The sequence below is a fragment of the Paenibacillus sp. ov031 genome, assembly GCF_900143165.1.
GTDB lineage: Bacteria > Bacillota > Bacilli > Paenibacillales > Paenibacillaceae > Paenibacillus > Paenibacillus marchantiae.
In genome coordinates, this window is the sequence record NZ_FRDO01000003.1 from 83,790 (window position 1) to 106,838 (window position 23,049).

A 23,049-nucleotide genomic window follows, 5' to 3' on the forward strand; every position below is an offset into this window, starting at 1 on the left:
TTTTTATGTTCTGATCGTTAATTGAATCGTGAGATGTTGAATGTTTGCCCCTGCTTTAGTGATGTTGACTCTAAAGACGTCTCCAGCCTCCACTTTTTTCGCTCTAAATGTTGCATTACCGTTATCACGCTGCTGATTTGCCTCGAACAGTAATGGACTTTCCATTACATCATCCCAGTGTACGAGATTACTGGATCTTTCAATTTTTAATTCTGTTTCCGTATCTCCGGCTACACCGCTGTACCCCTTCACACTTAAGATTTCACCATTAAATGGAAAAGGAGCAAGAGTTCCCACGATCTCAGGAAATACATGTGAATCTATACAAAATACAATAACCCGATCCTGAACTTCGAGCGGAATTTCGCTTAATTTCACATGTTCAGCGGCACTCATGAGTCCATCCTGATCTGGATTAACGGGTTGCAAATTCTGACCAAACACATCAATTTCAACCCACGTCTTGCCATCATAACGATATCTCTTTCCGTCCTTATACGTCTGCACAGTCCAGCCCATGTCCGGGGAAGGATAGAGCGTATGCAGCTCCTGCAAATCAGCAACCGGTTTCTTGTACACTAGCTGGGTTGTCTGATAAGCTTCTTTTGCCCTTTCAGCGGCATGTAAGGCATCATCCGCAGCCTGGAGTGCTCGCTTAATGGCGAGTTCAGTTGCCCCATTCCCTTCACCAGGTTGTCCCGTGCCAGTGTGGTCTAGAGCTTCCCTAATTACAGCCTCTACATACGCTACAGTTATTCCATTTGCCATAGTTCACCTACCTATGTGTTAAGTTCCATTTTTTTGTTGAACCTGTTATGTACAAATCTTTGTTCATTTAGAATCAATACCTCAATGACTCTTTCACAATCTACTATCCTTTAAACCTCTTCTTGAATGGTTATGACAAACACCTCCTTTAAATTGCCCCAACGCCTAACCTGCCCCTGGCTTATCATTAAACAATTTCTTGATAAACAGAACAAAGCGTTGCTCCATCTAGGTTTACAGCAATTTTCTAACGAGGTTAAGTTGGTAAAATTAAAAAAGAAATCATGTCTTCTGCACCCATGACTTCTTTCCTTACAAATACAGTTTATAAGCGACGTAATCATTCATTCGAAAGGGGTTAACCGGCTCTCTTACATTCCCTGCAATATTTCATTCGGTTCGATTTCGCCAACATTCGTCTCCCGCATACAGTACAATTTTTAATATTTTCTCCTTTCCAACGCAAATATTCCAATACAAAGTCATCAAACCTAACCAGTTTGAAAGCAACTTCATCCTCCTCAACGGCAAACAGCACTTGTACGTTGGTTGAATCAATGTACCTGCTCTCTTTGAGATACCCTAGTTGAATGAGCTTGTGCACGAGTAAGCCTTGATCCTTTTTACTTACTGCCATTTGACTATCACTATAGATCTCTTTTAAATCGTTGTTGATCCAATACGTATCGTTTTCGTTGATCAAATTATTAATTTTACTATATACCAGCAAGACAAAGGCTAGTTTCTCTAATCGTTTACTTTTAAGTTGTTTGATCTTTCGAAGTTCACTATACGTAATGGACACGCTATTGATCTCAATCAGCTTGCTCTTATGCGCTTCTTCCCTAGATTTGATGTACTTTTGAGACTGCTTAATTACACGGGTCAAAAATGTATCCCAACGAACCGTATTATAGTGTGGATAATACTCGGTCATGAAGTTATTTAATAAGTCGTAGGTACTGTCAGCACTTTTGCCTTGCTCAAGCCCATATTTGGCCAAACATCCTAATGTCTTCGCAGGTTTTCTATCCATTTCTCCATACTGTAGTGCGCGCTCGGCATGGCGTCGCTCATTCAGAATGATTTTCACTGTAAAGATCCTCCAGCTTCAATGTAGTCATTTTGAACGTTTTCCCACCAAATTCAATATCTCCCTGCGGGTCACTGACTGGATAACCAACCATATGATCGTTAGCATTCAATAAATTGCGGATAATCTGATCCCCAGAAACGTCCCAGACAAATTGCTTTGATTTCTCAACATTCTTATAACATAGCGATACAATCATATTGCACAAATCTTCCTCGTTATTGCAAATGCCCAGTGCCTGCTCTTTAAAGCGTGAAACAAACAATTGCCATTGGGCTGATCGTTCATCTTTTTTCACTTTACTCTTACGTATGTTCGTCATATAGCTACGTAATTCTTCATTATGAACCTGATATAATTGTTTAATTTCTTTGTATCTGGCTTGCGAATACTTCTTGGGGCTCATCAGAATGTTAGGGTCAAAGGCTGTATTTGCCTGTTTCCACTTTAATCCCTCAAACACCTTCTCAACCTGGTGACACAGCCGGTTCATTACAGAGGGGGCCATCGACACAGGCAATCTCTGTTCAAATTGAGTAAGAAACTGTGCTTCATCCATAGATAATTCATTCTTTGAGCGCAATTCATCCATAGTCATACCAAACCGTTGCAAGCACTTCTGACTGGTCTTTTCCATGTACGTTGTATAATCCCGTTTCTGTTCCGGATCGTTGTATATGAAAAAGTACGGTTTTTTATGGGCTACGATGTTCAGATCCAATTCGTTCTTTGCAGCAACCCGAATATCATACCAATGTTTAGGCATTCTTTTACACTCGATCCCTTTTGCCTGATCAATGGCATTTTGTTGATAATGCTGACCGCATTGAATCCGATACATCAGTTCCTGATATTCAGCACTGTCCTCTTTATAATTGGCTAGCACATCAAACATTGAAGTAATCTTATTAGTGGTAAAACCGATCAAGTCTCCAAAACTGTCTTTATTGGCCTGAATCAAATCGTCCTCATCCGGAATTTTGGGAGCAGCTGTCTTCTGAACACACACAATTGCATCCAGTTCCTGAATTGCATCTAGAACGACTTTATTATCTGTAGTCAGAACCTGATCACTATCCATATCTGCACCATTCAAGGAATGAGTTGTTGTATCCCATGAATTTAATATGGTGACGGTATTCATGTATCGGTACCAGTGTCGCATTTCGTCGGTATCACCGAAACGAAGCACCTTGATATTGTTATGACATGTCATCGGAGCTCTGAAACAAGCCACACGGTTAACATCACGCTTAATCCAGTATCTTGAATAAAACTCACCGGACTTTACCAATCCTGTTAGTGCCATCCCAAATATACTTTGGCATAACGTAAACGGATCACCGGATATGATGCTGAAATTTCCTCTAACTCTCAGAACGCCTATTTTAGCTTTGTTCATACGCTTCCGAATCTGTTTGTATATTTTATTTCTTACAAAAGGATCATTGATGAGTCGCTGATCAATCATTAACCCTTTGATATAATCGTTTGGACTGTTTCTGAAATGCTGTTCGTTTATATGAACGCCCTTGAGAAATAACAATGCTTTGCGATAATCCTCGCCAAGTACATCTTTAATGGAGTCTACCGTAGGGCGTATGAGTTCACTAATCTGAGCATCATTCAGTTTAAGAGATTGAATAAATTGGTAATTCAGATGACGCTCATCCTCCAACTGCTCGGGTGTGATTTTCGTAACGCTGAATGTGTAACCATAATAACCACAGCATAGTAGATAATCATCAACGCTGTTGTATGATCTCCAAAGTTTGAGCATGGACGTCGTTATAATCAAATCCACCTCACGGATATCTACGGAATTACCCCATGCATCATCAACCATATATTTATGCGAAACTTTATCTGCAAACTCATGGAAATCAAACGTGAATACCATACCTTTACAAAAGCTATTGCGGATACAAAAACCACTTGGAATATATCCATGCCCCAGTTCTTTAGCCCATCGTTCACTTAATTCAGGAGAAATGAGACCAAACCCATCACTCATATTCATTCGAATAGGTGCATTTCTTTTGCTTTCAATTTGAGGATATTCCGATTCAGTGTCATCAATTTGAATGATATTGGCTTCAAATTCAGTTATACAATCATGTACTACCAGCAAACGTTCAGGATGTGACACGGGTATGCTTGTACTACAAGCCAATGCCTTGTATGCCTCCAGTTTAGTCGGGATCATCTCCATATTCGGATTTCTACCGTTATTCAATCTGTTCTCCAATAGCGGATGAATATCCTCACTTACATAAATGACCGTTGAACTTTTAGCGCCTCCTGTCGTTGCCAGTAAGCGTTTATATTTCTTACCATTAACTTTGAATCCTTTGGAGGAATTTAGTCGGTCATAATCTTTATTGTTTTCAATGACAATCAGCAGGTAATCGCTAACGAATTTCAGTTGATTTAATTCTTCATGTAATCTTTTAACCGTCCTTTTATTTTGCACATTCGTCTTCAAAGCTTTTAATTGAAGGATCTCTCCCTCAATTTTGGCGATGTCGACATCTCTATGTTTATGTTTTCGAATCGTATCGATGAAACGTAGTACCTGGTTGTTTCCAATAGACGCCAGTTCTCCATTAACTGTAGCTTCATGATAAGTAAGCTGAAGATCGTATTCCAATTTTCGAATTCTGGAAGATGTAATTTTATACACATACCTCAAGCGATCCTGATATGAACGTCCCATACATGATACCTCCTGTTGCATCCTAGCAATGATTAACTAAATTATATATACAACCAGGATTAATGAAGCCGGAATACAGGATGATCATGGGACGAAAAAAGAAGAGTTTTGGATTCATTCCATTGAGATAAGGGCGATGATAGGGGATCTTAATCGTACATAAGCTGCTCATTTTCTATGTCTCCAGTACTATGATTATTGCCTTTTTAATGATATAGTGTATTGAAGCATGTTTTTGCTGACATATCTTTTAACGGGGCTGGGATCAATGAAAGAAACCTTATCCAACGAAGAAGAAATCGGCTTTTTATTCAATGTCGATATTCTTATTAAGAGCCGCTCGAATGCATTGGCACTGCAGTCCCTGTTGGAGTTTATAAACAAAGAGGAACAAATTGCAGACTTCCGGATTCAATCCGGCATAGAGCTTGGCAAAATTATTGAAGTGACTCTGCAGTCCAAAAAGGACTCATTCGCCTTTCTTCATAAAGAAAGAAAAAAATCACAATCCAATGCAAGACAGAAGAACACTTCACCAAATCAAGCGACGGCTTCAACCGTTCCAGTCAAACCACAAAGTGAAATCGAAACACCTGCTTCCCAGAAAGCTCCTTCAACCGAAGCATCCAACACTACCAACGGAAATTCATTCGATGTATGGATTGATACCCTTATCAAAGAAAACCGTCTTACTCGGATCGTTGTGAACAACAAGAACGGCCGGCATCAAAGCATACCATGCCGAATCTTGAATTTTGATCGGGATACCAGCATTGTAAGCGTCTACCATGTGGATGAAAAACAAGTGTATACGTTCCGGACCAATGAAATTGATGAGTTTCTTTAACTCAATGAGCATTCAAACAAAAAGCAACTTACGGGGAAATTCCATAACATTTCCCAGGCAAGTTGCTTTTTTAGATAATCATTCATGTAACAATGAACTGCTACATCATAATTTCTCCATAACTACTTCCAGCTATTGTAAATAAATCATCATGAGCGATCTTTTCCCCGCTGCCATACGTCTATTGCTAATAACAACCATCCGACAATAAAGGCTACCCCGCCGATTGGCGTGATGGCTCCCAATATTTTAATACCGGAAATACTCAGTACATACAGACTGCCCGAGAATATGATAATTCCGATAAACAGCAGGCGTGCTGCCCACTTGAGCTTGGTGGACGGACCAAGCTGGCCCGCTGTAAGACCAATAATCAGAAGTGCGATTGCATGTATCATGTGGTACTGCACTCCGGTTTCATACACGGCTATGGCGTCTGCACCAATTTTTTCCTTGAGCATATGTGCACCAAACGCACCAATAGCTACCGAAAGCATTGTCAGTACAGCACCAAGCATCATCCATTTCCGTTGCATTTAACTTCTCTCCCTTAATTCATCTCTCAACTATTATTTTAGCGAATCCTTGCAGTGTTTACCAGCCAGCTCCGATGCGGAAGGCATTTATATGTCTGGTTATATATACTTTGTTGCGCTTTTGCCTCAAAATCGACGAAAACTGGCGTTAAACCTTGATTTTTATCGATTTTTATGGAAAAGTAAAAAGGAATGCCTTCATTCTCTTGATGAGAATCATAATACCCGGATTAGGTTAATTACACTCATGCCACGATTAAGGGAGGGATATACCATTTATGGATAATCACAATAAACAGAATAACAATAATCCTTATCAATCCGGTTCCGGCACGGATTATTCAGATCCCAATCATGACAACCTGTTTACACCTTCCCCTTCCTCCCTGGAAGATCCATCCATGGGTCGATTGAAACATTCCGGGCCTGGTATTGCAAGTTTTGTGATTGGATTGGTCTCAATCATTGGTTACATGCTGACTTTTTTTATTGCCACAATGGCTATAAACAGTTCAATTGGCGTTGTAACCACACCGATCCAAGTGGAGGAGATTGCATTACATCCAGCAGTTGTTCTGGCTTCTCTGGCTATTCTAGTTTGTCTGATTCTTAATCTGGCCGGAATCATTCTCGGCGTGATTGGGCTTATTCTCAAAAATCGAAAAAAAGTCTTTGCTATTATTGGAACCATTCTCAGTGGAGCCATGATCCTGGCGTTTGCAGGGCTTATTATTGCAGGTATCTATATGATGTAGAAGCGTATATCCGCTTTACATTCATTCTTCAAAAATGATAATGAAATAACACTGATTCATCTCAACATAATCCATTTGATCCATTCTATTGCCAAATTTTCGTATCCAAAGGAGATTGACATGTCACGAATCAAAATTTTCACGGACAGCACAAGTGATCTGGCCCCAGCATGGATCCAGCAGCACGATATCGGTATCATCCCTTTATATGTCGTGTTCGGTGAGGAATCACTGAAGGACGGTGCTGAAATTAAGCCGGAGCAGCTCTATGAACGTGTAAGCAGGGATGGGCGTCTGCCCAAAACAGCAGCACCTTCACCTGCTGATTTCATGACGGCATTTCAACCTTACATAGAACAAGGGTATGATATCTTATATATCAGCTTGTCCTCTGAACTTTCGTCAACTTACCAAAATGCGAGATTGGCCAGTTCCGAGTTCCCGGAAGGTCGCATCTCTGTCGTGGATTCTCTGAATCTTTCTTCCGGGATTGCCCTGCTGGTGATGAAGGCAGTTCATGCAGCAGAAAAAGGGCAAAGCCTGACGGAGATTACACATCTCGTTGAAGCCATCAAGCCAAATGTGCGAACTGAGTTTGTCATCGATACGTTGGAGTATCTGTATAAAGGTGGACGCTGCTCGGGCATGCAAAACCTGATTGGCAGTCTGCTGAAAATTCGCCCCGTCATTCGGGTAGCCGATGGCAAGATGTCTCCTGCCTACAAAGTCCGTGGCAAACGGGAAAAGGCGCTGGAACAAATGCTGCAAAACACACTTAACCATAAGGAACAGATCGATCGCGATCTCGTTATCGTCGTGCATACCATGGCCGAGGAAGATGCGCTTGATTTGCAAAAGTCTCTGCAGGAGCAGACTGGAGCACGAGTGGAATTAACTACGGCTGGTTGCGTTATATGTAGTCATTGTGGTCCCAAAACGATCGGTATCATTTACAACACGGTTTTATAAAAGGCCTCTCATCACACAGCATGTTTCCTTAATGATTAGAATCATGTCTGCTGAAACCATTAAAGACCAAGCCAGAAAGGGCATCCCAAGCTATCGTAGCTCAGGATGCCCTTTTTCTATTGTAAACATGTAACATTAATAACTTTTTGTTTTCAGGTCATTCAAACTTTTGAACGCATATCCTTGCTTACGTGCCTCATCAATGATGGAGGCTAGCGCCTCTGTGTTATCCTTCGACACAGAGTGAAGCAGAATGACTGCTCCCGGATGAAGCTGTTTCAAGACTTGCTGACGTGCATACTCTGTCCCACGTTGCACTTTGGTATCCCAATCTTTATAGGCAACGGACCAAAACACATTAACGTAACCTTGGGCGTGGCTCTCTGCAAGCGTCCGGTTGTTAAAAATGCCACGTGGTGGCCGCAAAAAGGTCGCTTGCTGTCCAGTTAACCGATTGATCTCAGAACGTACCTGATCAAGCTCTGTTCTTATTTTTTCATTGGAAACTCGGGTCATATCGGGATGGCTCCAGGAGTGGTTACCCACAATATGGCCTTCAGCCGACATTCGCTTCACCAATTCGGGCTGGTCTTTCAGATAATGTCCCGTAACAAAAAAAGCAGCTGGCACTTTCTTGTCGCGCAGAACGTCCAATATAGCTGGCGTAAACCCATTTTCATAACCGTTATCAAACGTAAGATACAGCTCTTTCTGTTTTGTATCCCCCAGGAAAATGGCATCATTATGCTGCAATATCTCCTTAAATCCTTCCTGATCAATGGAAGGCAACTGGCCGTTTTGGCTCTTTTTGAAGCCAAAATGATAAGCTCCATTTATTGGCGATGCTTCAGTATGTGCCGGTAATGTACCGAACGTCAATACAGCCAGCAGCATGTAAAGAACCATTCGCTTCATTGCTATCCGCTCCTGTTCCTGAAAAATTCGGTTTGTCGTTTCCTATCACGAACACCTTCAGGTAATATGCCACAGGAACAGCTAATGTATGTAAATTTCAATTACAGATCGCTTCACATACTTACACACCATGGAGCCCAGTTCTCATTTCTCCGTTTAAAACCGTTTATTGTCTCGCTCGGGATGATGAAACAATTCAAGTAAGGTCTGAGGTTTTCCACTGGAAGCCAACCATTCTCTAACCATCTCTATTGCACGTGTCTGACCATCACCACTATCCCGCCAGGTTAGCAGCTCAATTACTTTAATAATCAGGGCAGACATATTATGATTATCATGCTCAGAGCGATCTGCGCGCAATTTATGATATAGAGCCTCCTGCTCCCAATCAAGTAAAATCTCGTCACCAATGGTAGGCTTCATCAATGTGTATGCTCTACCACACTCTGAACAGCGAACCGCACTCACCTGCTCATGAGCAAAGATTGCCCGAATATCCTGATCGCAATCCGCGCACTGAAAATATACCTGTATGTTGTGTATGTTATTGTTCATGTTGGTCTTCCTCCTGCTATGTATGTACTACATCTATACCCGAATTGTCGTTGATTCACGCTAAATTCCGCCAAATTCAGAAGGTGCTATAATCTTGTAAATATGTTAAAATATTATACATATCATAAGTAGGAAGAGGCGGATATCCATGTCAAAGGAAGAGCGTAACATTACTTGGCAGCAATCCAGCTTAAACAGGCAGGACAGGGAAAAACATAACGGTCATCGCAGTCGTGCCTTATGGTTCACCGGCCTATCCGGCGCAGGAAAATCCTCGCTTGCATTTGCTCTGGAGCAGTACCTTTATGAAAAAGGGGTTCATTGTTACGTACTTGATGGGGATAACGTACGTCATGGACTGAATCGGGATCTTGGGTTCACAGCCGAGGATCGGCAAGAAAATCTGCGCCGAATTGGTGAAGTATCCAAGCTGATGGTAGATGCCGGGTTATTTGTTCTTTCCGCCTTTATCTCGCCAGATGCACAAGACCGGAATATGGTTAAACAGCTCTTTGAAGCGGATGATTTCATTGAAATTTATGTTCGTTGTTCGATCGAAGAGTGCGAACGACGTGATCCGAAGGGACTTTACAAAAAGGCCCGCAGCGGTGCCATTCCACATTTCACAGGGATTTCGGCCCCTTATGATATTCCAGAAGATCCTACACTCATCATTGATACCGAAGAGCTGTCCATCGAAGAGGCCGTGCATGAAATTGTGCAGCATCTGGAACGTGTTGGTGCTTTTCAGCTGCCGCAACCTGTTAGTAATGCCATCGTTCACTAAATGCAAATGGCAATCTGATTGAATTACTTTCCAACTACACATACTTCAAAGGCGCTGCCTTTAATGGCGCGCCTTTTTACTTTATTCATTTCCGGATTTACCGAGAGACTCATTGCCCCACGACACCTGCCTGCATGTTTAACAGTTTGCTGAACGTGCCTACCGGATCAGTAGACAATTGCTGATAACCCCCTTGTTGGATAACCCGGCCCTCATCCAATACAATCACTCGATCTGCTGTTCGAATAGTGGATAGTCGGTGGGCGATAACAATAACCGTCACATGCCCTTTCAGGCGCTCGAGAGCCTCATGAATGTGCTGTTCATTCTCACTATCCAGCGCACTCGTCGCCTCATCCAATACCAGTACAGAAGGGTTCCGAAGCATGGCGCGGGCAAGCACCAAACGCTGACGTTCACCGCCGGACAGGCGGATGCCCCGATCACCGATAATGGTATCCAGTCCTTGGGGAAGTTTGCGGACAAACGCTGCAGACGAAGAAAACTGTAGTGCTTGCCACATCTGTTCCTCACTGGCATTTGGATCTACCAGACGCAAATTTTCACGAATACTCGTATGGAACAGAAAAGGGTCCTGAGAGACATAACCGATTGAACTTCTCCAGGCTAACAATCGATTCTCGGTTAACGGCACCCCATCCACCAAAATCTGACCACTCTCCGGACGTATGAGTCCCATAATCAAATCAATCATCGTGCTCTTCCCGGCTCCAGACTTGCCTACAATGGCTGTCATACCTCTCGCAGGGATGGATGCATACGCTTCGAATAACGAGTAGGTATCGCTGCCTTCGTAGCGATAATTCACTTGCTGACACTCGATGGACTCCTTAAGTACCAGAGGTTCAATAGGTAGCATATTGCCATCTTTCTGCTGCTCATTCAGCTTGGCCTGGGCCTTCATTCTAACCGAACGAGGACCGGGAATCGTTGACTCCTCATCATATGGTTCACTAGCATTACCCGTTTTTTCGCTAATCTCACGGCTTTTCTCGGTCTCAGTCTGTAACTCTCTGACAATCTGAAATGCGGGCAGCATCGAACTCATATACTCCAGATTGGATTGAATGGATGTAAATCGTGGCCACAACCGTGAAAAGATCAGAATGATGAGCAACAAACTTGCCGGAGGCACAGCGAGCACATGCAGGGATAAATAGATAAAAGCAGCAATAATGACAGCCGCCGATATTCGATGAATCAATTGTGTGCCACTGTTCAACTGGCTGAACTGAATCACATTACGTTCAATCCGCCCACACATACGTTCAAACCAGCTAATATGTGATTTTTCAAGCATATTGCTTTTAATGTCCTTGATTCCGTTAAAGTGCTCTGTAATGCCGTTATAATAGCTCTGGGAATATTCCGACGTCTGATCCCCAATCTGTTTTGCTCGTTTCACGAATTTTCTCAATACAATAAACAGTACCAATCCGCAGACCAAGACAAGGGTAGTTAACTTGGCAGACAACCAGAAGGCCAGGACGATTTGAATGCCGGTGAAGATCAAGGAAGCAGCCATTTGCAGCATAATATTCGTTCCCTGACTGACACGGGCGAGTTCGGTCGTTAATATATGATTAAAATCGGATTTTCGTTTTTGGAGAAAAAAAGACCACTGCGCCATAATGATGGCACGATAGGTTTCCATGCGCAGCGTTCGAACAAATTGCTGCTGAATTCGAGTGTTGCGAATCGTCTGAAGACGTTGTAGCCACGCCTGTCCAGAGACAATGAGAACAAAGGTCAACAATACAAGCAGCAACCGGCCATTTTCCGGAAAACGATTTAAAAATTCAGATATCCAGGGTAAGTGCAGACCTGTTGAACCCATTTCAAAAATACCAATAAGACTTAACATCGGAACGAGCATATAAATGCCTATTCCTTCCATCAGACTGATGCAGATCATGCCCAGCAGGTTCCAATATAACACTGGGCCCGTTACACGATGCAGTTTCCGCATAAAGAATTGTAATTCCGAAATCATACGTTATCCCCTCTCCGTCATCGTGTTCCTTTTGATTCGCCGCCAGAACCAGAGAAACGGACGTAACGGAAAATACAAAAAATGCAGTGAACGCGGAAGTGGTAGTTGGTCTACATCCCAGGTACTCGGATACAAACGTTCGATAAAGAAAAACAGCTTCTGCCTTGTGCTTCGCAGTGCGAACAGATAGGAACGATAACTCTTTACATCTGCCGGGCTCTCAATCATCTCATTCATGAACACTACGCCGCGTCTGGCTAATTTCTCTCCCGCACGTTCGTGAGCAGACAACAAAGCAAGATAATTGGCATCCAAAGGGGTGTCCATTAATACCGAAGCCAGATGAAGAGCTTGTGAACCGATAGATAATCTTCCTTCTGCTTTCAGGCGTCGCTCCACTTTTTTGACATCCAGTGGCATATTGCGAATCATCTGGTCGATATCCAGTAACCAGCGCATTCTGAACCACCCGTGTCTTGCGCCGTGCGTCACCAAATATGCCCACAGATCCTCCCTTTCCAGCATACGGACAGGCGTCTGGGTATAGGTGCTGAATCGGCTGCGTTTCCACAATAATTCAAAATCGGTTTCTCTTCCGGAATCCGGGTTAAGCCGCCAATGGATCTCGACTTGGGTTCTTTTGACCGGGTGTTTGTAACAGATATGATGTTCCCGCCATTTCCAGCTGGCAACAGTTGGTGTTCTCTTGCCTTCCTTTGATTCGTAACCAAGCGATCCAAGGATCTCTTCCGCAGACTCCACATCATCAAAGGGAATGAGAATGTCCAGATCTTTAGAGGTCCGCAATGAAATATCTCCGTATAAATCATGTGCCAGCGCGGGCCCTTTGAGCGTAATATTCCGAATGCCTCGTTCACGAAAAGCACCACACACCTGCTCCATTTCGGCTGTCAGATGTAACATGCGGAACGTATTGACTGTATATTGCTGCTTCAGGTTTTCCACTACAAAAGCGGGAATAAGCGCTGAATCCAACTCTTTTATGTTCAGATAGAGTACAGAGTACAGTCGATGATGATGGGCAAGCTGCAAAAAGAGCTGCCAGTCCATGTCCTTCATCCGTATTTGGGCGTCCTCAGGGGTTATTGCTGTTAGATCGCCTTTAATCATACTCAAAATCAGCTTAAGCTCCTGCGGAAAATCCGCTGTATATTGTTCCCACTCATGTATCGTAGACAATCTCCCCAGCTCCCTTCTCAGGACACCGTTTGCCAAACACGCCGACAACCGTATATTGGTCCATTGTATCTGCTCCAGTCACAATCAATTTCCCACTTCGCAGCCATGCATGAGCCATCATTTGGCCTTGTTTATTCCGTGCAGTACCCATATATAGAGTACTCTCCATTTTACGGCGTTCCAGCATCTTCATCGCTGCGATTGCCATGACAAGGCAACGACTCTCCCATAATGTATGCCTGCTAGCAATGAGTATAGCTTTAGAAATATTTCGTATTGTCGTCACATCACTTCGATTGAGTCCCGTCATCGGCGTTTCGTACATGGGTGTACCGAGACCAGGAGCAATCTTGGCAAAAGGCATCGCCTTTAGTATTCGTGCCCATCCAAGGTGGACATAAGCTTCCCATACCAATCCACGAATTTCACGCGGCAATGAACGATATGCTTTTATTTTTCGCAACATGGTCTACTCTCCGCGGGTAACGTCAATTAATCCTTCATGCGTCAAATGCTCTAGAAATTGTACAACCTGCTCACGGCATAGGTCTGGTTCAATCTCATATTCTGAAGCTAACACTTCAACCAATTCAGTCAATGTTCGTTCTTGGCTGATTAGATCCCAGATTCGTCCACCCGTGCTGCCCAGATTATAGTACTTTCCGTTATGGATGCTCATCATGACTTTTTCCCCGCCCATGTCACTGACAAGATTGCCTTCCTTACGCAACACACGGTCTTCCCCATTCATTGGCTTCGTTGCTGTCATTGTCCCGTATACACTCCTTTGCGCGCATATTCTGTAATTCGGTCAGCCATCTCAAATGCCGTAAAATCAGAGCCTGACCTCGTGATTCTAAAAACTTCAATACCGGCGGACAGCCGTGAAACCGTCTCGAACAGCCATTGTGCCAGACCCTGCCTGGAAACAAGTCCACTACGAAATGTATGAGAGCACAGCATGTGAAGGCGTTCCAATCCGGCAACTTCCTTCAGCTGTACGGGTTTCAGCATCTCTTCCGGTTTCGGATCAAGTTCAAACACAGCCGCAAGCGGAACAGGTCTATCATGAAAATAGTGCTGAACCGGTATCGCGTATTTCGTAATCTCCGCATGAACCGTTGCGTAATCCTGTTCCTTCATGCCGAATCCGTCTAGACTAGGCTGCCATAACTTTTGCTGCGGATAACCCGGTGATACGATTGCTCTTCCTCCTGCATCCCATGTCAGTGCCACGACATCATCCGTTAAGAGTGGAAAGCCGCGTGAGGCAAGTGCAGCTGATAAAGTGGATTTGCCTGCACCCGAGTGTCCAACAAATGCATAAGCCCAACCATCAATGACCACCGCACTTCCGTGGAGCGGAAGAATGCCGCGCTGCATCATAATGACGGCCATACATGTGCCCAGCACAAATAATCTAACCTTTTTGTCATCTGCTCCCACTTGAGGGGATACCACGATACGGCGTCCTTGTTCCATGAGAAACAGACCTGTATCTTCGATCCGAAAAAAAAGACTGCCATTCCGGGATACAAAGTTATCACTCCCCACATCCCACGCTTCCCACTGTGCCGCCAAATCAGCTATTTCAATGTGTACGTCCGTATAGGCAGCTAGAGAATCTGTATCGTTCTGTACGATTTGGAGTTCAGGCATTGGGAATTGGCTCAACCAAGACAAGCCATACGCTTTATACTGCACAGGCAACAATGAATGACTCCTCCTTCGCAATTCTGCATGTAAGTAAAAAAAGCCCTTATATTCGTAATGCTCAATATAAGGGCGGAGGCGAAAAGTTGGAATATTGCCCTTTCCGCCCTTCTAAGTATGATGGCACATGTTAAAACTAAACAACTTAGGAAGTTGGATCGTAGAGATCAGCATCGTGGACAGTAACCCAGTCGATCTGTCTGTAACCTACTCCTGCCATCGTTTGGTTCACTTCCAATACTTCCAGTGCTGGTGCTTGCCATTCCTTTTTTTCCATTTGCATCGTGTTCACCTCCTCTCGTGAGTCAACTGATTAATGAACCTGTAACCCGGTTCATATCGCTACGCCCACTAGCTACATCAGAACTTTCGGATGAATCGATACACGATCAGGCTATGCATCATCAACCGCAAGTCGGGGTGGGAAGCGAGCTCCGGCCGAGGGTTTGGAAAATTCGCAAGTGCGGACTTGATTCGCTCTGTGTTCAATATGCCAGCGACCCGGCTGTCAGAACATAACGCACGCAATTCGGCAGTAAAATCACCCCAATTGGGAATCATGCGGTGCAACCAATCCGCGGGCTGAACACCGCGCACTCGCTGGTTTAACCTCACTTTGTCAGGCAGCTCAGGCGATGTAGCCCTCCGAATCAAAGCACGGTCCGTTCCTTGATTAACATATTGTTCAATCGGTACAGACAGACAGAAACGAATCACTCTGGCGTCACTCGTAGGATCACGCTCCCACGCCCGATAACGAAGGGAGCATTTGGTGGCGACAGCACCATTTTTGTTCGCAATGGCCAGGTTGTTGAATTTCTCTGCCCGTACTTTGAGCGCATCTGCCTGCGCACCACCTTGCAGAACGATAATTGATTTGAGCCGATCCAATACGCCTGTTCTTCTAGCAAACTCCGGATGGATTAATTGCACCGATGCGGCTTGGGCAGCTCCCTTTGACATGGATTTAAACAATTCCGGATACGCTTTACGGCCCGTAATTTTGGCAATTCGTGAGAACTTCATTCCGGTTCGTTCACTGTACTGCTGCATTTCCCGGAGCCACCGGAACCAACGTCCGCTTTTTAGCAAACTGGCGTAATAATCTAGTGCTGGGCCCCAGGAGACCGTGAAGTTGCCCCGCGCTCCAGTCAGTAGAATGCCTGCATCCTGCTGGCTCGCTTTTTCATAAAAACCACGAATCCAGAAGGAGTTCTCAAAGTATTTATAAGGCATTTCCATAATATCAAGCCAGGTGTCTACCTCACTAAGTGGGCTTCTCCCCTCAAAATCAAGATAATTCTCTGTGATATTACCCACATGATTAACCGTAGACTGGATAAACGGTCGTTCATCTGCTAACAGTGTTTTCGATGTATAATCCGTGAAGTCAGGCACCGGAACATAGCTATACGCATTTAACGTTTTTCCCTGTCTCCGCAGTGTTCCTGAGGCAAATCCAACCACAGCTCCGGAATCCAGCCCTCCGCTTAAAGCAGCAGCCACCTGTCGATGCGTTCGCAAACGCGATCCAACAGCTTGACCAAATACCTCGCGGAATGCTTCTACATATTCCCCATCGGACTTGAGCCGTAAAGGCTCCACTTCGTCCCAGCGATGATATTGTTTCTGTTCCAGCCTTCCATCCCTGAAGCTAAGCGTATGGGCAGGGGGCAGCTGGCTCACTCCGCGATAGACGGTAGAATGGATATCTGCTGAGTCATGCATGTCGGGAATGGCAAGAAATTCGGACAACCAGATCTCATCCAGTTCTTTATGTACACCTTCCAATTGCAGCAACGGATTCATTAAAGTACAGAAGGCAAACCGCTCACCATCATGCCGAAAATAAAAGGATCTCATGCCCGTAATATCTCTGGCAGCGAAGAGTCTGCGCTTGCGATCATCCCAGATTGCGAAGGCGAAATCGCCAAGCAGTTTCTCTGCCATATGTTCATCCCACCGCAGATAGGCTCGCAGGATCAGTTCACTATCCGACAATCCTGCTAACTCCGCTCTTGATATGGACATTTGGTCTGCCAATTGCTCCCGATTATCCAAAATGGCATCCGACGTGATAGTCAGACCGCTCACTTCATCATATAAAGGCAATTGCTCGCTGACCGACTCCGGCGTAATCCACTGGGCGTGGCAGCTCAGAAAAGCTTCATTTCCTTTCCAGACCCCCGTTGTATCCGCCGGAACGTGGCCTAGACTGGCATATAGGCGCCAACTGTCCTCCCACAACGCTTGCTGACCATCGGTGTGAACAATTCCTGCTATAGCGCTCATGACTTTCCTCCCCGGAGTATCTTGCGCTGTGAAGCCCAGGCGCTTATCTGGTTACCAAACGGAATCAAGGATTTGATACGCTGAATCTTACTGTGAGCAGAGGCAAGCTGTACCTTCAATCGTTCCCGCTCACTGTACCCTCGCTCCAGCCGATTATCGGCTGCACGTAATGCGGCTTCCAACTGCCTGATCGTTGCCAATGCGGCCAGTGTCGGGTCAATTGCATCGGGTTCATTCGCTGCCTGATTATCCCTGTTTTCATCTGGAGTATTGCTCACTAGGTCTACCGGCTGCATCCGGTAACCTTGCTGCCAGCTGCTGCCCGTTGCTTCGGAGAATTGACGCGTTAACTTGGATATGACTTCCTCATCCGGGCCAGCTTCGTAACGTACACCCGTCCATCGCTCGGCTTCTTCGAGCTGTTCACTGTAGCCCATCCGATGGAACAGATCTGCGCCTATCACTCGGCAATAGAATTCAACTTCCTGTGGATCGAGTATTTTTTTCCAGTTGTTAACAGAATCTTGATGAGCTTCCTGATGCGAGGACAGAAATGGATCACCGACACCCATACTATAGAACATATTGGACTTTGTACTGTCCACAAAGCGTCCATATTGCTCAATTCCCTCTTCATATCCGATGCCAAGAAAACCGCATAGCTTTTCCATTTCGTCCCCAGGGTTGGAGACAAGTTGTTCGTACTGAACTTCATAGGCATTCGTGTGTTTGTCCGCAAAATAATCGTTCAAACGGAGCATACCCAGTGTGAGATCAACTGCTTTCATATTAAGGTTCGGACTCTGCAAGCTGCCAATCAGTTCGAATCCTTCTCCTGTATGGCGGTTTACCTTTTTGTAGGAAGCAGCTATGGCAAGGGGGTTACGCTGGAGATGAATGCGCTTGGACTGTGGAAACAGGCGATCAAGCCATTCTAGCATATAATAGTAACGAGGAGATTTATCTACGATGAAGTCTGCTCCACTCCCCTCCAGAAATCCGTTATAGATTTCAAGAGCAAAGCTTCTGCACGCCTTCTCAAAACCTTCGTCTGATACCATAGCGCTGTAAAACTGACGGATAATTGCACTTCCACCATAGGGGCGGGAATCAGCCTTCTGCAAATCTACAAGATTCATCAGAAACCACATCTCCTGTGTGGCAAATACACGGCTGTGATTTTGCAGCATCACGGTGGATAGCGAACTTCCACTGCGAGGTACACATAGTAGTAAGACAAGTCCGTTACCATGAACATCTACCAATGGCAGCCTCTCCTCTGTAAAATTAAAATAAGCATGCAGTTGGTATAGCTCTTTATATCAAAATCCGCTAATAATCCTACTTGGGAATAGGTAATATGGATGATGTACTTTCGACAATTTTTAGATACGATATGTATTCATACTTTTACTCTATGATACAAAATGTATCATGTCAATCTTTTATTTTCACCTTTTCATAATATCTTTCTATCCACTCTATTCTGTTCTCTGTCGTTTAAGCACTTATACTTATTCTATGACCCTCAACATCTATAACTGTTGCATAAACATGAAAAAGCTCCAAAGCAGTTTACGAATAAACAGGCCCACGGAGCTACTATTATTAATGATGAACATTCTATAAAACGTTAATAACCACTCATCCAGTCGATCTTGCCTCTGAGCTTTTCCCCGAAATGGGATGATGCATCCATCCCTGCCCTTCTTCCTGATCCGCCTGAATCGCATCCGACATCCCCTGCTGCACTTTCACAGTCACTAGCACTGCAATCCCCACAGCGAAAAAGAAAATTAGAGACAGAATTCCCCAACGGGTTGACCCTGTTAATTGGCCTACCCAACCAAATACAAACGGCCCAAAAATGGAAGAAAATTTGCCTGTAATATTCACAAATCCAAAATACTCTCCAGTTCTGCCAGCAGGCATCAAATTGCTAAACAAAGAACGCGCTGTCGATTGACTTACGCCCTGCACTACGCCAACCAGCCCAGCGAGCAGATAAAAATGGATGGATGATGTCATGAAATATCCTAAGATAACGATGCATATGTAAATGGACAAGCTTACCATCAACACCTGCTTCGCGCCCCAACGCTGTGCCCATGCCCCCAGCAGCAATGTACAAGGAAATCCGATAAACTGGGTCAGTAACAAAGCAAGCATCAGATCTGCTGTCCCGATCCCAATGCTTGTTCCATAAATCGTTGCCATCAGGATAATCGTGTTAATGCCATCATTGAAAAACCAGAAAGCAACCAGCATGCGCATCAGCTGCGGAAAACGCCGGATCTGGCGAAAAGTTTGGCCAAGTCTGCGCACGCCCACACCGGCATATGCTTTCCATGACTTGGGCATGTCCGGTGCTGCAGGACGGCGTGGTGCATGGCGGAATAACGGAATGGAAAATACCAACCACCACAACGCTACGGAGATAAAAGCAAGTCTTGTTCCCGCAAGTGTGCTCGCCATCCCAAACCACCCAGGCTGCTGAATCATGAGCATATTGATCGCAAGCAACAATCCTCCACCAATATAACCATAAGCATAGCCTTTGGAGGAGACCATATCTCTTCGGTCCGCTGATACCAGATCAGGCAGCATCGCATCATAGAACGTGTTACCACCCGCAAAACCGATTGTCGAAATGACCAGCAGTGCAGAAGCGAACAGCCAGTCTCCCTCCCCAATGAAGCTGAATCCGAGTGTTGCAACGATACCAATGATGGAGAATACTCGCAGAAAATCACCTTTGCGTCCCGATAAATCCGCTAATGTCCCCAGCAAAGGGGTTAATAGCGCTACACATAACATGCCGATGGAATGGGTGTACGCCAGATATGATGCTGCAGTATCTGTATCCAGTGTAGCTGCAGCCACGGAAGCGTAGAAGACGGGAAGAACGGCTGCAAGTACCGTCGTCGCATAGGCCGAGTTGGCCCAATCATACATAATCCATGCCTTAACTGCCCGTTTATCCAAATGGTATCCTTCCTTTGCACACATCCCTCAACGGGATGCCAAGTAAACACCTTGTCCCTATTGTAAAGGAAGTTCGTCACACTTGTTCATCGTTTCTGTAAAAAAGTTCCGGACGATCTGTACAATTTTAGTTGATCCCGGAAGGCAAACTCGCGTAATTGTATCATTTTATCTACTCACGCATCACATATCGTCCCCGCCCGTGAATATACTTAATTACCGACAGGCCAAACTGTGCCGCGTAATCAATGGGGGGTGCCTACATGTCAAATTCACACCAGCCTTACTCGTTCGTCGTATCCCGGGAAGATTGGTCGCTTCACCGCAAAGGGTACCAGGACCAGCAACGCCATCAGCAAAAGGTTAAAGATGTCATCAAGCAGAATCTGCCTGATTTGATTACTGAAGAAAACATCATTATGTCCGATGGACAACAAATCATCAAGGTACCAATCCGCAGTCTGGATGAGTACCGTTTTGTGTATAACTACCAAAAGCAAAAACATGTGGGGCAGGGAGACGGTGACAGTCAGGTCGGGGATGTCATTGGTCGTGATCCCGCTTCGAAGAAACCAGGCAAAGGTGAAAAGGCCGGAGATCAGCCCGGGCATGACATTGTTGAAGCCGAGGTGAGCATCGAGGAATTGGAAGATATGCTTTTTGCGGAACTGGAGCTTCCGGATCTGAAGCAAAAAGACAAGGATCAGATTGAGACACATACAGTGGTATTCAACGATATTCGCAAAAAAGGCATGCAGTCCAATATTGACAAGAAACGCACCATATTGGAGAACTTGCGCCGCAACGCCACTACCGGCAATCCGGGTATTCACCATATCAGTCCGGATGATCTGCGTTACAAGACGTGGGAAGACAAAATCATTCCACAGTCCAATGCAGTCATTATCGCCATGATGGACACTTCCGGGTCCATGGGCTCCTTTGAGAAATATTGCGCACGCAGCTTTTTCTTCTGGATGACCCGTTTCCTCCGCCGTCAGTATGAGAAGGTTGAGATTGTTTTCCTAGCCCATCATACCGAAGCCAAGGAAGTGACCGAGGAAGAATTTTTCACCCGCGGCGAAAGTGGAGGCACCATTTGCTCCTCTGTATATATGAAGGCACTGGAAATTATTGATAGTCGTTATCCGCCTTCCAGCTACAACATCTACCCTTTCCATTTCTCGGACGGAGATAACCTGACCTCGGATAATGAGCGGTGTGTCAAACTGATTGGTGAGCTGATGAAGCGCAGCAACATGTTTGGTTATGGCGAGGTGAACCAATACAATCGCAGCAGCACACTGATGTCCGCCTATCGTCATATCAAGATCGACCAGTTCATGTATTATGTGATCAAAGAAAAAGGCGAAGTGTATAAAGCTTTGCGCAGCTTTTTCCAGAAACGGGAAGGAGGTAGCGTAAGATGACAGATGAAATCCGCGACCTTGAATACGCCATTGCCGAGATTATGGAGATTGCCGATGGATTCGGCCTGGATTATTATCCGATGCGTTATGAAATATGCCCTGCCGATATCATCTATACCTTTGGAGCGTATGGTATGCCGACCCGGTTCAGTCACTGGAGCTTCGGGAAGACTTTTCATAAAATGAAGATGCAATATGATTTTGGACTCAGTAAAATTTATGAGCTCGTAATCAATTCCAACCCTTGTTACGCCTTCCTGCTGGATGGCAACTCGCTGATCCAGAACAAGCTGATTGTCGCACACGTGCTGGCTCACTGCGATTTTTTCAAAAACAATGCTCGCTTCTCCAAGTCGAATCGTAATATGGTGGAGAGCATGGCCGCGACGGCTGATCGGATCAGCAACTATGAGATGGAATATGGTACAGAGGCTGTTGAAGCGTTCATCGATGCCGTTATTGCGATTCAGGAACATGTTGATCCACAGTTGATCAAACCCCGCCATTTGGACAAACAACGTTATATGGAGATGAAAATGCGGGAGCAGCGTGGGGAGAAAACGCCAAAGCCGGAAGGTCGCTATGATGACTTGTGGTCCCTTGATGATACCCAGCCCGAGGAAACACCTGCGGAGGGAATACAAGTGCATCACTTCCCACCAGAACCGGAAAAGGATGTCATGTGGTTTATCCAGGAATTTTCCGAAGTGTTGACCGATTGGCAGCGGGATATTATGAGTATGATGCGTGAGGAAATGCTCTATTTCTGGCCGCAGATGGAAACGAAAATTATGAATGAAGGCTGGGCCTCCTACTGGCATCAACGTATTATACGGGAGCTGGACCTGAACAGTGAGGATACGATTGAATTTGCCAAACTGAACTCTTCCGTCGTGCAGCCATCCAAGCAAAGTTTGAATCCCTACTATTTAGGGCTGAAAATATTCGAAGATATTGAACGTCGCTGGGATAACCCGTCCCGCGAAGAAAGAGAACGTTTTGGGCGTCAACCAGGGCAGGGTCGTGCCAAAATGTTTGAGGTACGCGAATTCGATTCCGATACCTCATTTATCCGCAACTACATGACCAAGCAATTAACCGAAGACCTCGACCTCTACGTATTCGAGAAAAAGGGCCCGGACTGGAAAATTACCGACAAGTCCTGGCAAAACATACGGGATCAGCTTGTATTTTCACGCATCAACGGTGGTTCTCCGTATCTCGTCGTTCAGGACGCCGATTACCTGCGCACCGGAGAACTCGTGCTCAAGCATCAATACGAGGGCATCGAGCTGGATCTGAAGTATATGGAACGGACCCTGCCTTATCTGTACCGGCTTTGGGGGCGTACCGTCCATGTGGAAACACGGGTGGAAGATAAACCGATCTGGTTCACATATGATGGCAAGAAGCACCACCGCAAGTTTTTATCATAAGAACACAAAAAAGCGGCAAGTCCCTGGCATAAGGCGGG

The 23,049-nt window shown here is 45.0% G+C and carries 21 protein-coding genes; 6 read left to right on the forward strand and 15 right to left on the reverse strand.

Annotated elements, in window-relative coordinates; genetic code table 11:
* Window positions 1–3 precede the first annotated feature (3 nt).
* The 3 genes from BUA17_RS14080 to BUA17_RS14090 all read right to left on the reverse strand — a co-directional run bounded on the left by BUA17_RS14080 (window position 4) and on the right by BUA17_RS14090 (window position 4,577).
* Window positions 4–768, reverse strand: a complete 765-nt coding sequence (locus tag BUA17_RS14080; RefSeq protein WP_072734004.1) for a hypothetical protein — start codon at window positions 766–768, stop codon at window positions 4–6.
* Window positions 769–1,126: 358 nt separating this feature from the next.
* Complete coding sequence (locus BUA17_RS14085; protein ID WP_072734005.1) at window positions 1,127–1,861, reverse strand: hypothetical protein; 735 nt, start codon at window positions 1,859–1,861, stop codon at window positions 1,127–1,129.
* The gene (locus BUA17_RS14090) at window positions 1,842–4,577 is read right to left on the reverse strand and encodes an RNA dependent RNA polymerase (protein ID WP_072734006.1); all 2,736 of its coding nucleotides are present in this window, start codon (window positions 4,575–4,577) and stop codon (window positions 1,842–1,844) included. The genes BUA17_RS14085 and BUA17_RS14090 overlap by 20 nt, the downstream gene beginning before the upstream one ends.
* Window positions 4,578–4,845: 268 nt before the next feature.
* Here BUA17_RS14090 and BUA17_RS14095 point away from each other — a divergent pair, with 268 nt between their 5' ends.
* Window positions 4,846–5,424: a hypothetical protein gene (locus BUA17_RS14095; RefSeq protein WP_072734007.1), complete on the forward strand. Its 579-nt coding sequence runs from the start codon at window positions 4,846–4,848 to the stop codon at window positions 5,422–5,424.
* Between the two features lie 149 nt (window positions 5,425–5,573).
* Here BUA17_RS14095 and BUA17_RS14100 read toward each other — a convergent pair whose 3' ends face one another.
* The gene (locus tag BUA17_RS14100) at window positions 5,574–5,960 is read right to left on the reverse strand and encodes a DUF423 domain-containing protein (protein ID WP_063564280.1); all 387 of its coding nucleotides are present in this window, start codon (window positions 5,958–5,960) and stop codon (window positions 5,574–5,576) included.
* A 278-nt stretch (window positions 5,961–6,238) separates the two neighbouring features.
* Between BUA17_RS14100 and BUA17_RS14105 the strand changes: the two genes are divergently transcribed.
* Together BUA17_RS14105 and BUA17_RS14110 are read left to right on the forward strand one after the other, a co-directional pair.
* Window positions 6,239–6,715, forward strand: coding sequence for a hypothetical protein (locus tag BUA17_RS14105; RefSeq protein WP_072734008.1), 477 nt, complete (start codon window positions 6,239–6,241; stop codon window positions 6,713–6,715).
* A 120-nt stretch (window positions 6,716–6,835) separates the two neighbouring features.
* Window positions 6,836–7,684, forward strand: a complete 849-nt coding sequence (locus tag BUA17_RS14110) for a DegV family protein (RefSeq protein WP_063564278.1) — start codon at window positions 6,836–6,838, stop codon at window positions 7,682–7,684.
* Window positions 7,685–7,819: 135 nt separating this feature from the next.
* Here the strand turns inward: BUA17_RS14110 and pdaA are convergent, their stop codons facing one another.
* A complete protein-coding gene (gene pdaA, locus BUA17_RS14115) occupies window positions 7,820–8,599 on the reverse strand; it encodes a delta-lactam-biosynthetic de-N-acetylase (RefSeq protein ID WP_072734009.1) in 780 nt (259 codons plus the stop codon).
* A gap of 156 nt (window positions 8,600–8,755) precedes the next feature.
* Window positions 8,756–9,154, reverse strand: coding sequence for a hypothetical protein (locus BUA17_RS14120; RefSeq protein ID WP_072734010.1), 399 nt, complete (start codon window positions 9,152–9,154; stop codon window positions 8,756–8,758).
* A 148-nt stretch (window positions 9,155–9,302) separates the two neighbouring features.
* On the opposite strand from BUA17_RS14120, the gene cysC reads away from it, so the two are divergent.
* Window positions 9,303–9,941 (forward strand): adenylyl-sulfate kinase, encoded by a 639-nt coding sequence (cysC, locus tag BUA17_RS14125; protein ID WP_063564275.1) that lies wholly within the window; start codon window positions 9,303–9,305, stop codon window positions 9,939–9,941.
* Between the two features lie 109 nt (window positions 9,942–10,050).
* On the opposite strand, the gene BUA17_RS14130 is transcribed toward cysC, so the two are convergent.
* From BUA17_RS14130 to BUA17_RS14165, 9 genes are all read right to left on the reverse strand, one after another.
* A complete protein-coding gene (locus BUA17_RS14130; protein WP_083584710.1) occupies window positions 10,051–11,955 on the reverse strand; it encodes an ABC transporter ATP-binding protein in 1,905 nt (634 codons plus the stop codon).
* A gap of 3 nt (window positions 11,956–11,958) precedes the next feature.
* A complete protein-coding gene (locus BUA17_RS14135) occupies window positions 11,959–13,155 on the reverse strand; it encodes a nucleotidyltransferase domain-containing protein (protein ID WP_083584711.1) in 1,197 nt (398 codons plus the stop codon).
* Entirely contained in the window at window positions 13,139–13,621 is a 483-nt protein-coding gene (locus tag BUA17_RS14140) for a lasso peptide biosynthesis B2 protein (RefSeq protein WP_063564274.1), read from the reverse strand. Before BUA17_RS14140 ends, BUA17_RS14135 begins: the two co-directional genes overlap by 17 nt.
* Window positions 13,622–13,624: 3 nt before the next feature.
* Window positions 13,625–13,924, reverse strand: coding sequence for a lasso peptide biosynthesis PqqD family chaperone (locus tag BUA17_RS14145; RefSeq protein WP_072734011.1), 300 nt, complete (start codon window positions 13,922–13,924; stop codon window positions 13,625–13,627).
* The gene (locus BUA17_RS14150; protein ID WP_083584712.1) at window positions 13,921–14,868 is read right to left on the reverse strand and encodes a hypothetical protein; all 948 of its coding nucleotides are present in this window, start codon (window positions 14,866–14,868) and stop codon (window positions 13,921–13,923) included. The genes BUA17_RS14145 and BUA17_RS14150 overlap by 4 nt, the downstream gene beginning before the upstream one ends.
* Window positions 14,869–15,013: 145 nt before the next feature.
* Window positions 15,014–15,151, reverse strand: a complete 138-nt coding sequence (locus BUA17_RS30870) for a paeninodin family lasso peptide (protein ID WP_170867850.1) — start codon at window positions 15,149–15,151, stop codon at window positions 15,014–15,016.
* Between the two features lie 77 nt (window positions 15,152–15,228).
* Entirely contained in the window at window positions 15,229–17,160 is a 1,932-nt protein-coding gene (locus BUA17_RS14155; RefSeq protein WP_072734013.1) for an asparagine synthase-related protein, read from the reverse strand.
* The gene (locus BUA17_RS14160; RefSeq protein WP_072734014.1) at window positions 17,157–18,425 is read right to left on the reverse strand and encodes a sulfotransferase family protein; all 1,269 of its coding nucleotides are present in this window, start codon (window positions 18,423–18,425) and stop codon (window positions 17,157–17,159) included. The genes BUA17_RS14155 and BUA17_RS14160 overlap by 4 nt, the downstream gene beginning before the upstream one ends.
* 379 nt (window positions 18,426–18,804) lie before the next feature.
* Window positions 18,805–20,145 (reverse strand): MFS transporter, encoded by a 1,341-nt coding sequence (locus BUA17_RS14165; protein WP_072734015.1) that lies wholly within the window; start codon window positions 20,143–20,145, stop codon window positions 18,805–18,807.
* Between the two features lie 263 nt (window positions 20,146–20,408).
* Between BUA17_RS14165 and yhbH the strand changes: the two genes are divergently transcribed.
* Both yhbH and BUA17_RS14175 read left to right on the forward strand, forming a co-directional pair.
* A complete protein-coding gene (gene yhbH / locus BUA17_RS14170) occupies window positions 20,409–21,575 on the forward strand; it encodes a sporulation protein YhbH (protein WP_053780501.1) in 1,167 nt (388 codons plus the stop codon).
* On the forward strand, window positions 21,572–23,011 hold the full coding sequence (locus BUA17_RS14175) for a SpoVR family protein (RefSeq protein ID WP_063564267.1): 1,440 nt from the start codon (window positions 21,572–21,574) through the stop codon (window positions 23,009–23,011). The genes yhbH and BUA17_RS14175 overlap by 4 nt, the downstream gene beginning before the upstream one ends.
* Window positions 23,012–23,049: the final 38 nt, after the last annotated feature.

Coding starts and splice junctions, on each gene's coding strand:
- BUA17_RS14155 (WP_072734013.1), bottom strand. CDS start 17,160: ATGAGCGCTATAGCAGGAATTGTTCACACCGATGGTCAGCAAGCGTTG.
- BUA17_RS14110 (WP_063564278.1), top strand. CDS start 6,836: ATGTCACGAATCAAAATTTTCACGGACAGCACAAGTGATCTGGCCCCA.
- BUA17_RS30870 (WP_170867850.1), bottom strand. CDS start 15,151: ATGCAAATGGAAAAAAAGGAATGGCAAGCACCAGCACTGGAAGTATTG.
- BUA17_RS14100 (WP_063564280.1), bottom strand. CDS start 5,960: ATGCAACGGAAATGGATGATGCTTGGTGCTGTACTGACAATGCTTTCG.
- BUA17_RS14130 (WP_083584710.1), bottom strand. CDS start 11,955: ATGATTTCGGAATTACAATTCTTTATGCGGAAACTGCATCGTGTAACG.
- BUA17_RS14120 (WP_072734010.1), bottom strand. CDS start 9,154: ATGAACAATAACATACACAACATACAGGTATATTTTCAGTGCGCGGAT.
- BUA17_RS14140 (WP_063564274.1), bottom strand. CDS start 13,621: ATGTTGCGAAAAATAAAAGCATATCGTTCATTGCCGCGTGAAATTCGT.
- BUA17_RS14095 (WP_072734007.1), top strand. CDS start 4,846: ATGAAAGAAACCTTATCCAACGAAGAAGAAATCGGCTTTTTATTCAAT.
- BUA17_RS14145 (WP_072734011.1), bottom strand. CDS start 13,924: ATGACAGCAACGAAGCCAATGAATGGGGAAGACCGTGTGTTGCGTAAG.
- BUA17_RS14105 (WP_072734008.1), top strand. CDS start 6,239: ATGGATAATCACAATAAACAGAATAACAATAATCCTTATCAATCCGGT.
- BUA17_RS14090 (WP_072734006.1), bottom strand. CDS start 4,577: ATGGGACGTTCATATCAGGATCGCTTGAGGTATGTGTATAAAATTACA.
- BUA17_RS14080 (WP_072734004.1), bottom strand. CDS start 768: ATGGCAAATGGAATAACTGTAGCGTATGTAGAGGCTGTAATTAGGGAA.
- BUA17_RS14175 (WP_063564267.1), top strand. CDS start 21,572: ATGACAGATGAAATCCGCGACCTTGAATACGCCATTGCCGAGATTATG.
- yhbH (WP_053780501.1), top strand. CDS start 20,409: ATGTCAAATTCACACCAGCCTTACTCGTTCGTCGTATCCCGGGAAGAT.
- pdaA (WP_072734009.1), bottom strand. CDS start 8,599: ATGAAGCGAATGGTTCTTTACATGCTGCTGGCTGTATTGACGTTCGGT.
- cysC (WP_063564275.1), top strand. CDS start 9,303: ATGTCAAAGGAAGAGCGTAACATTACTTGGCAGCAATCCAGCTTAAAC.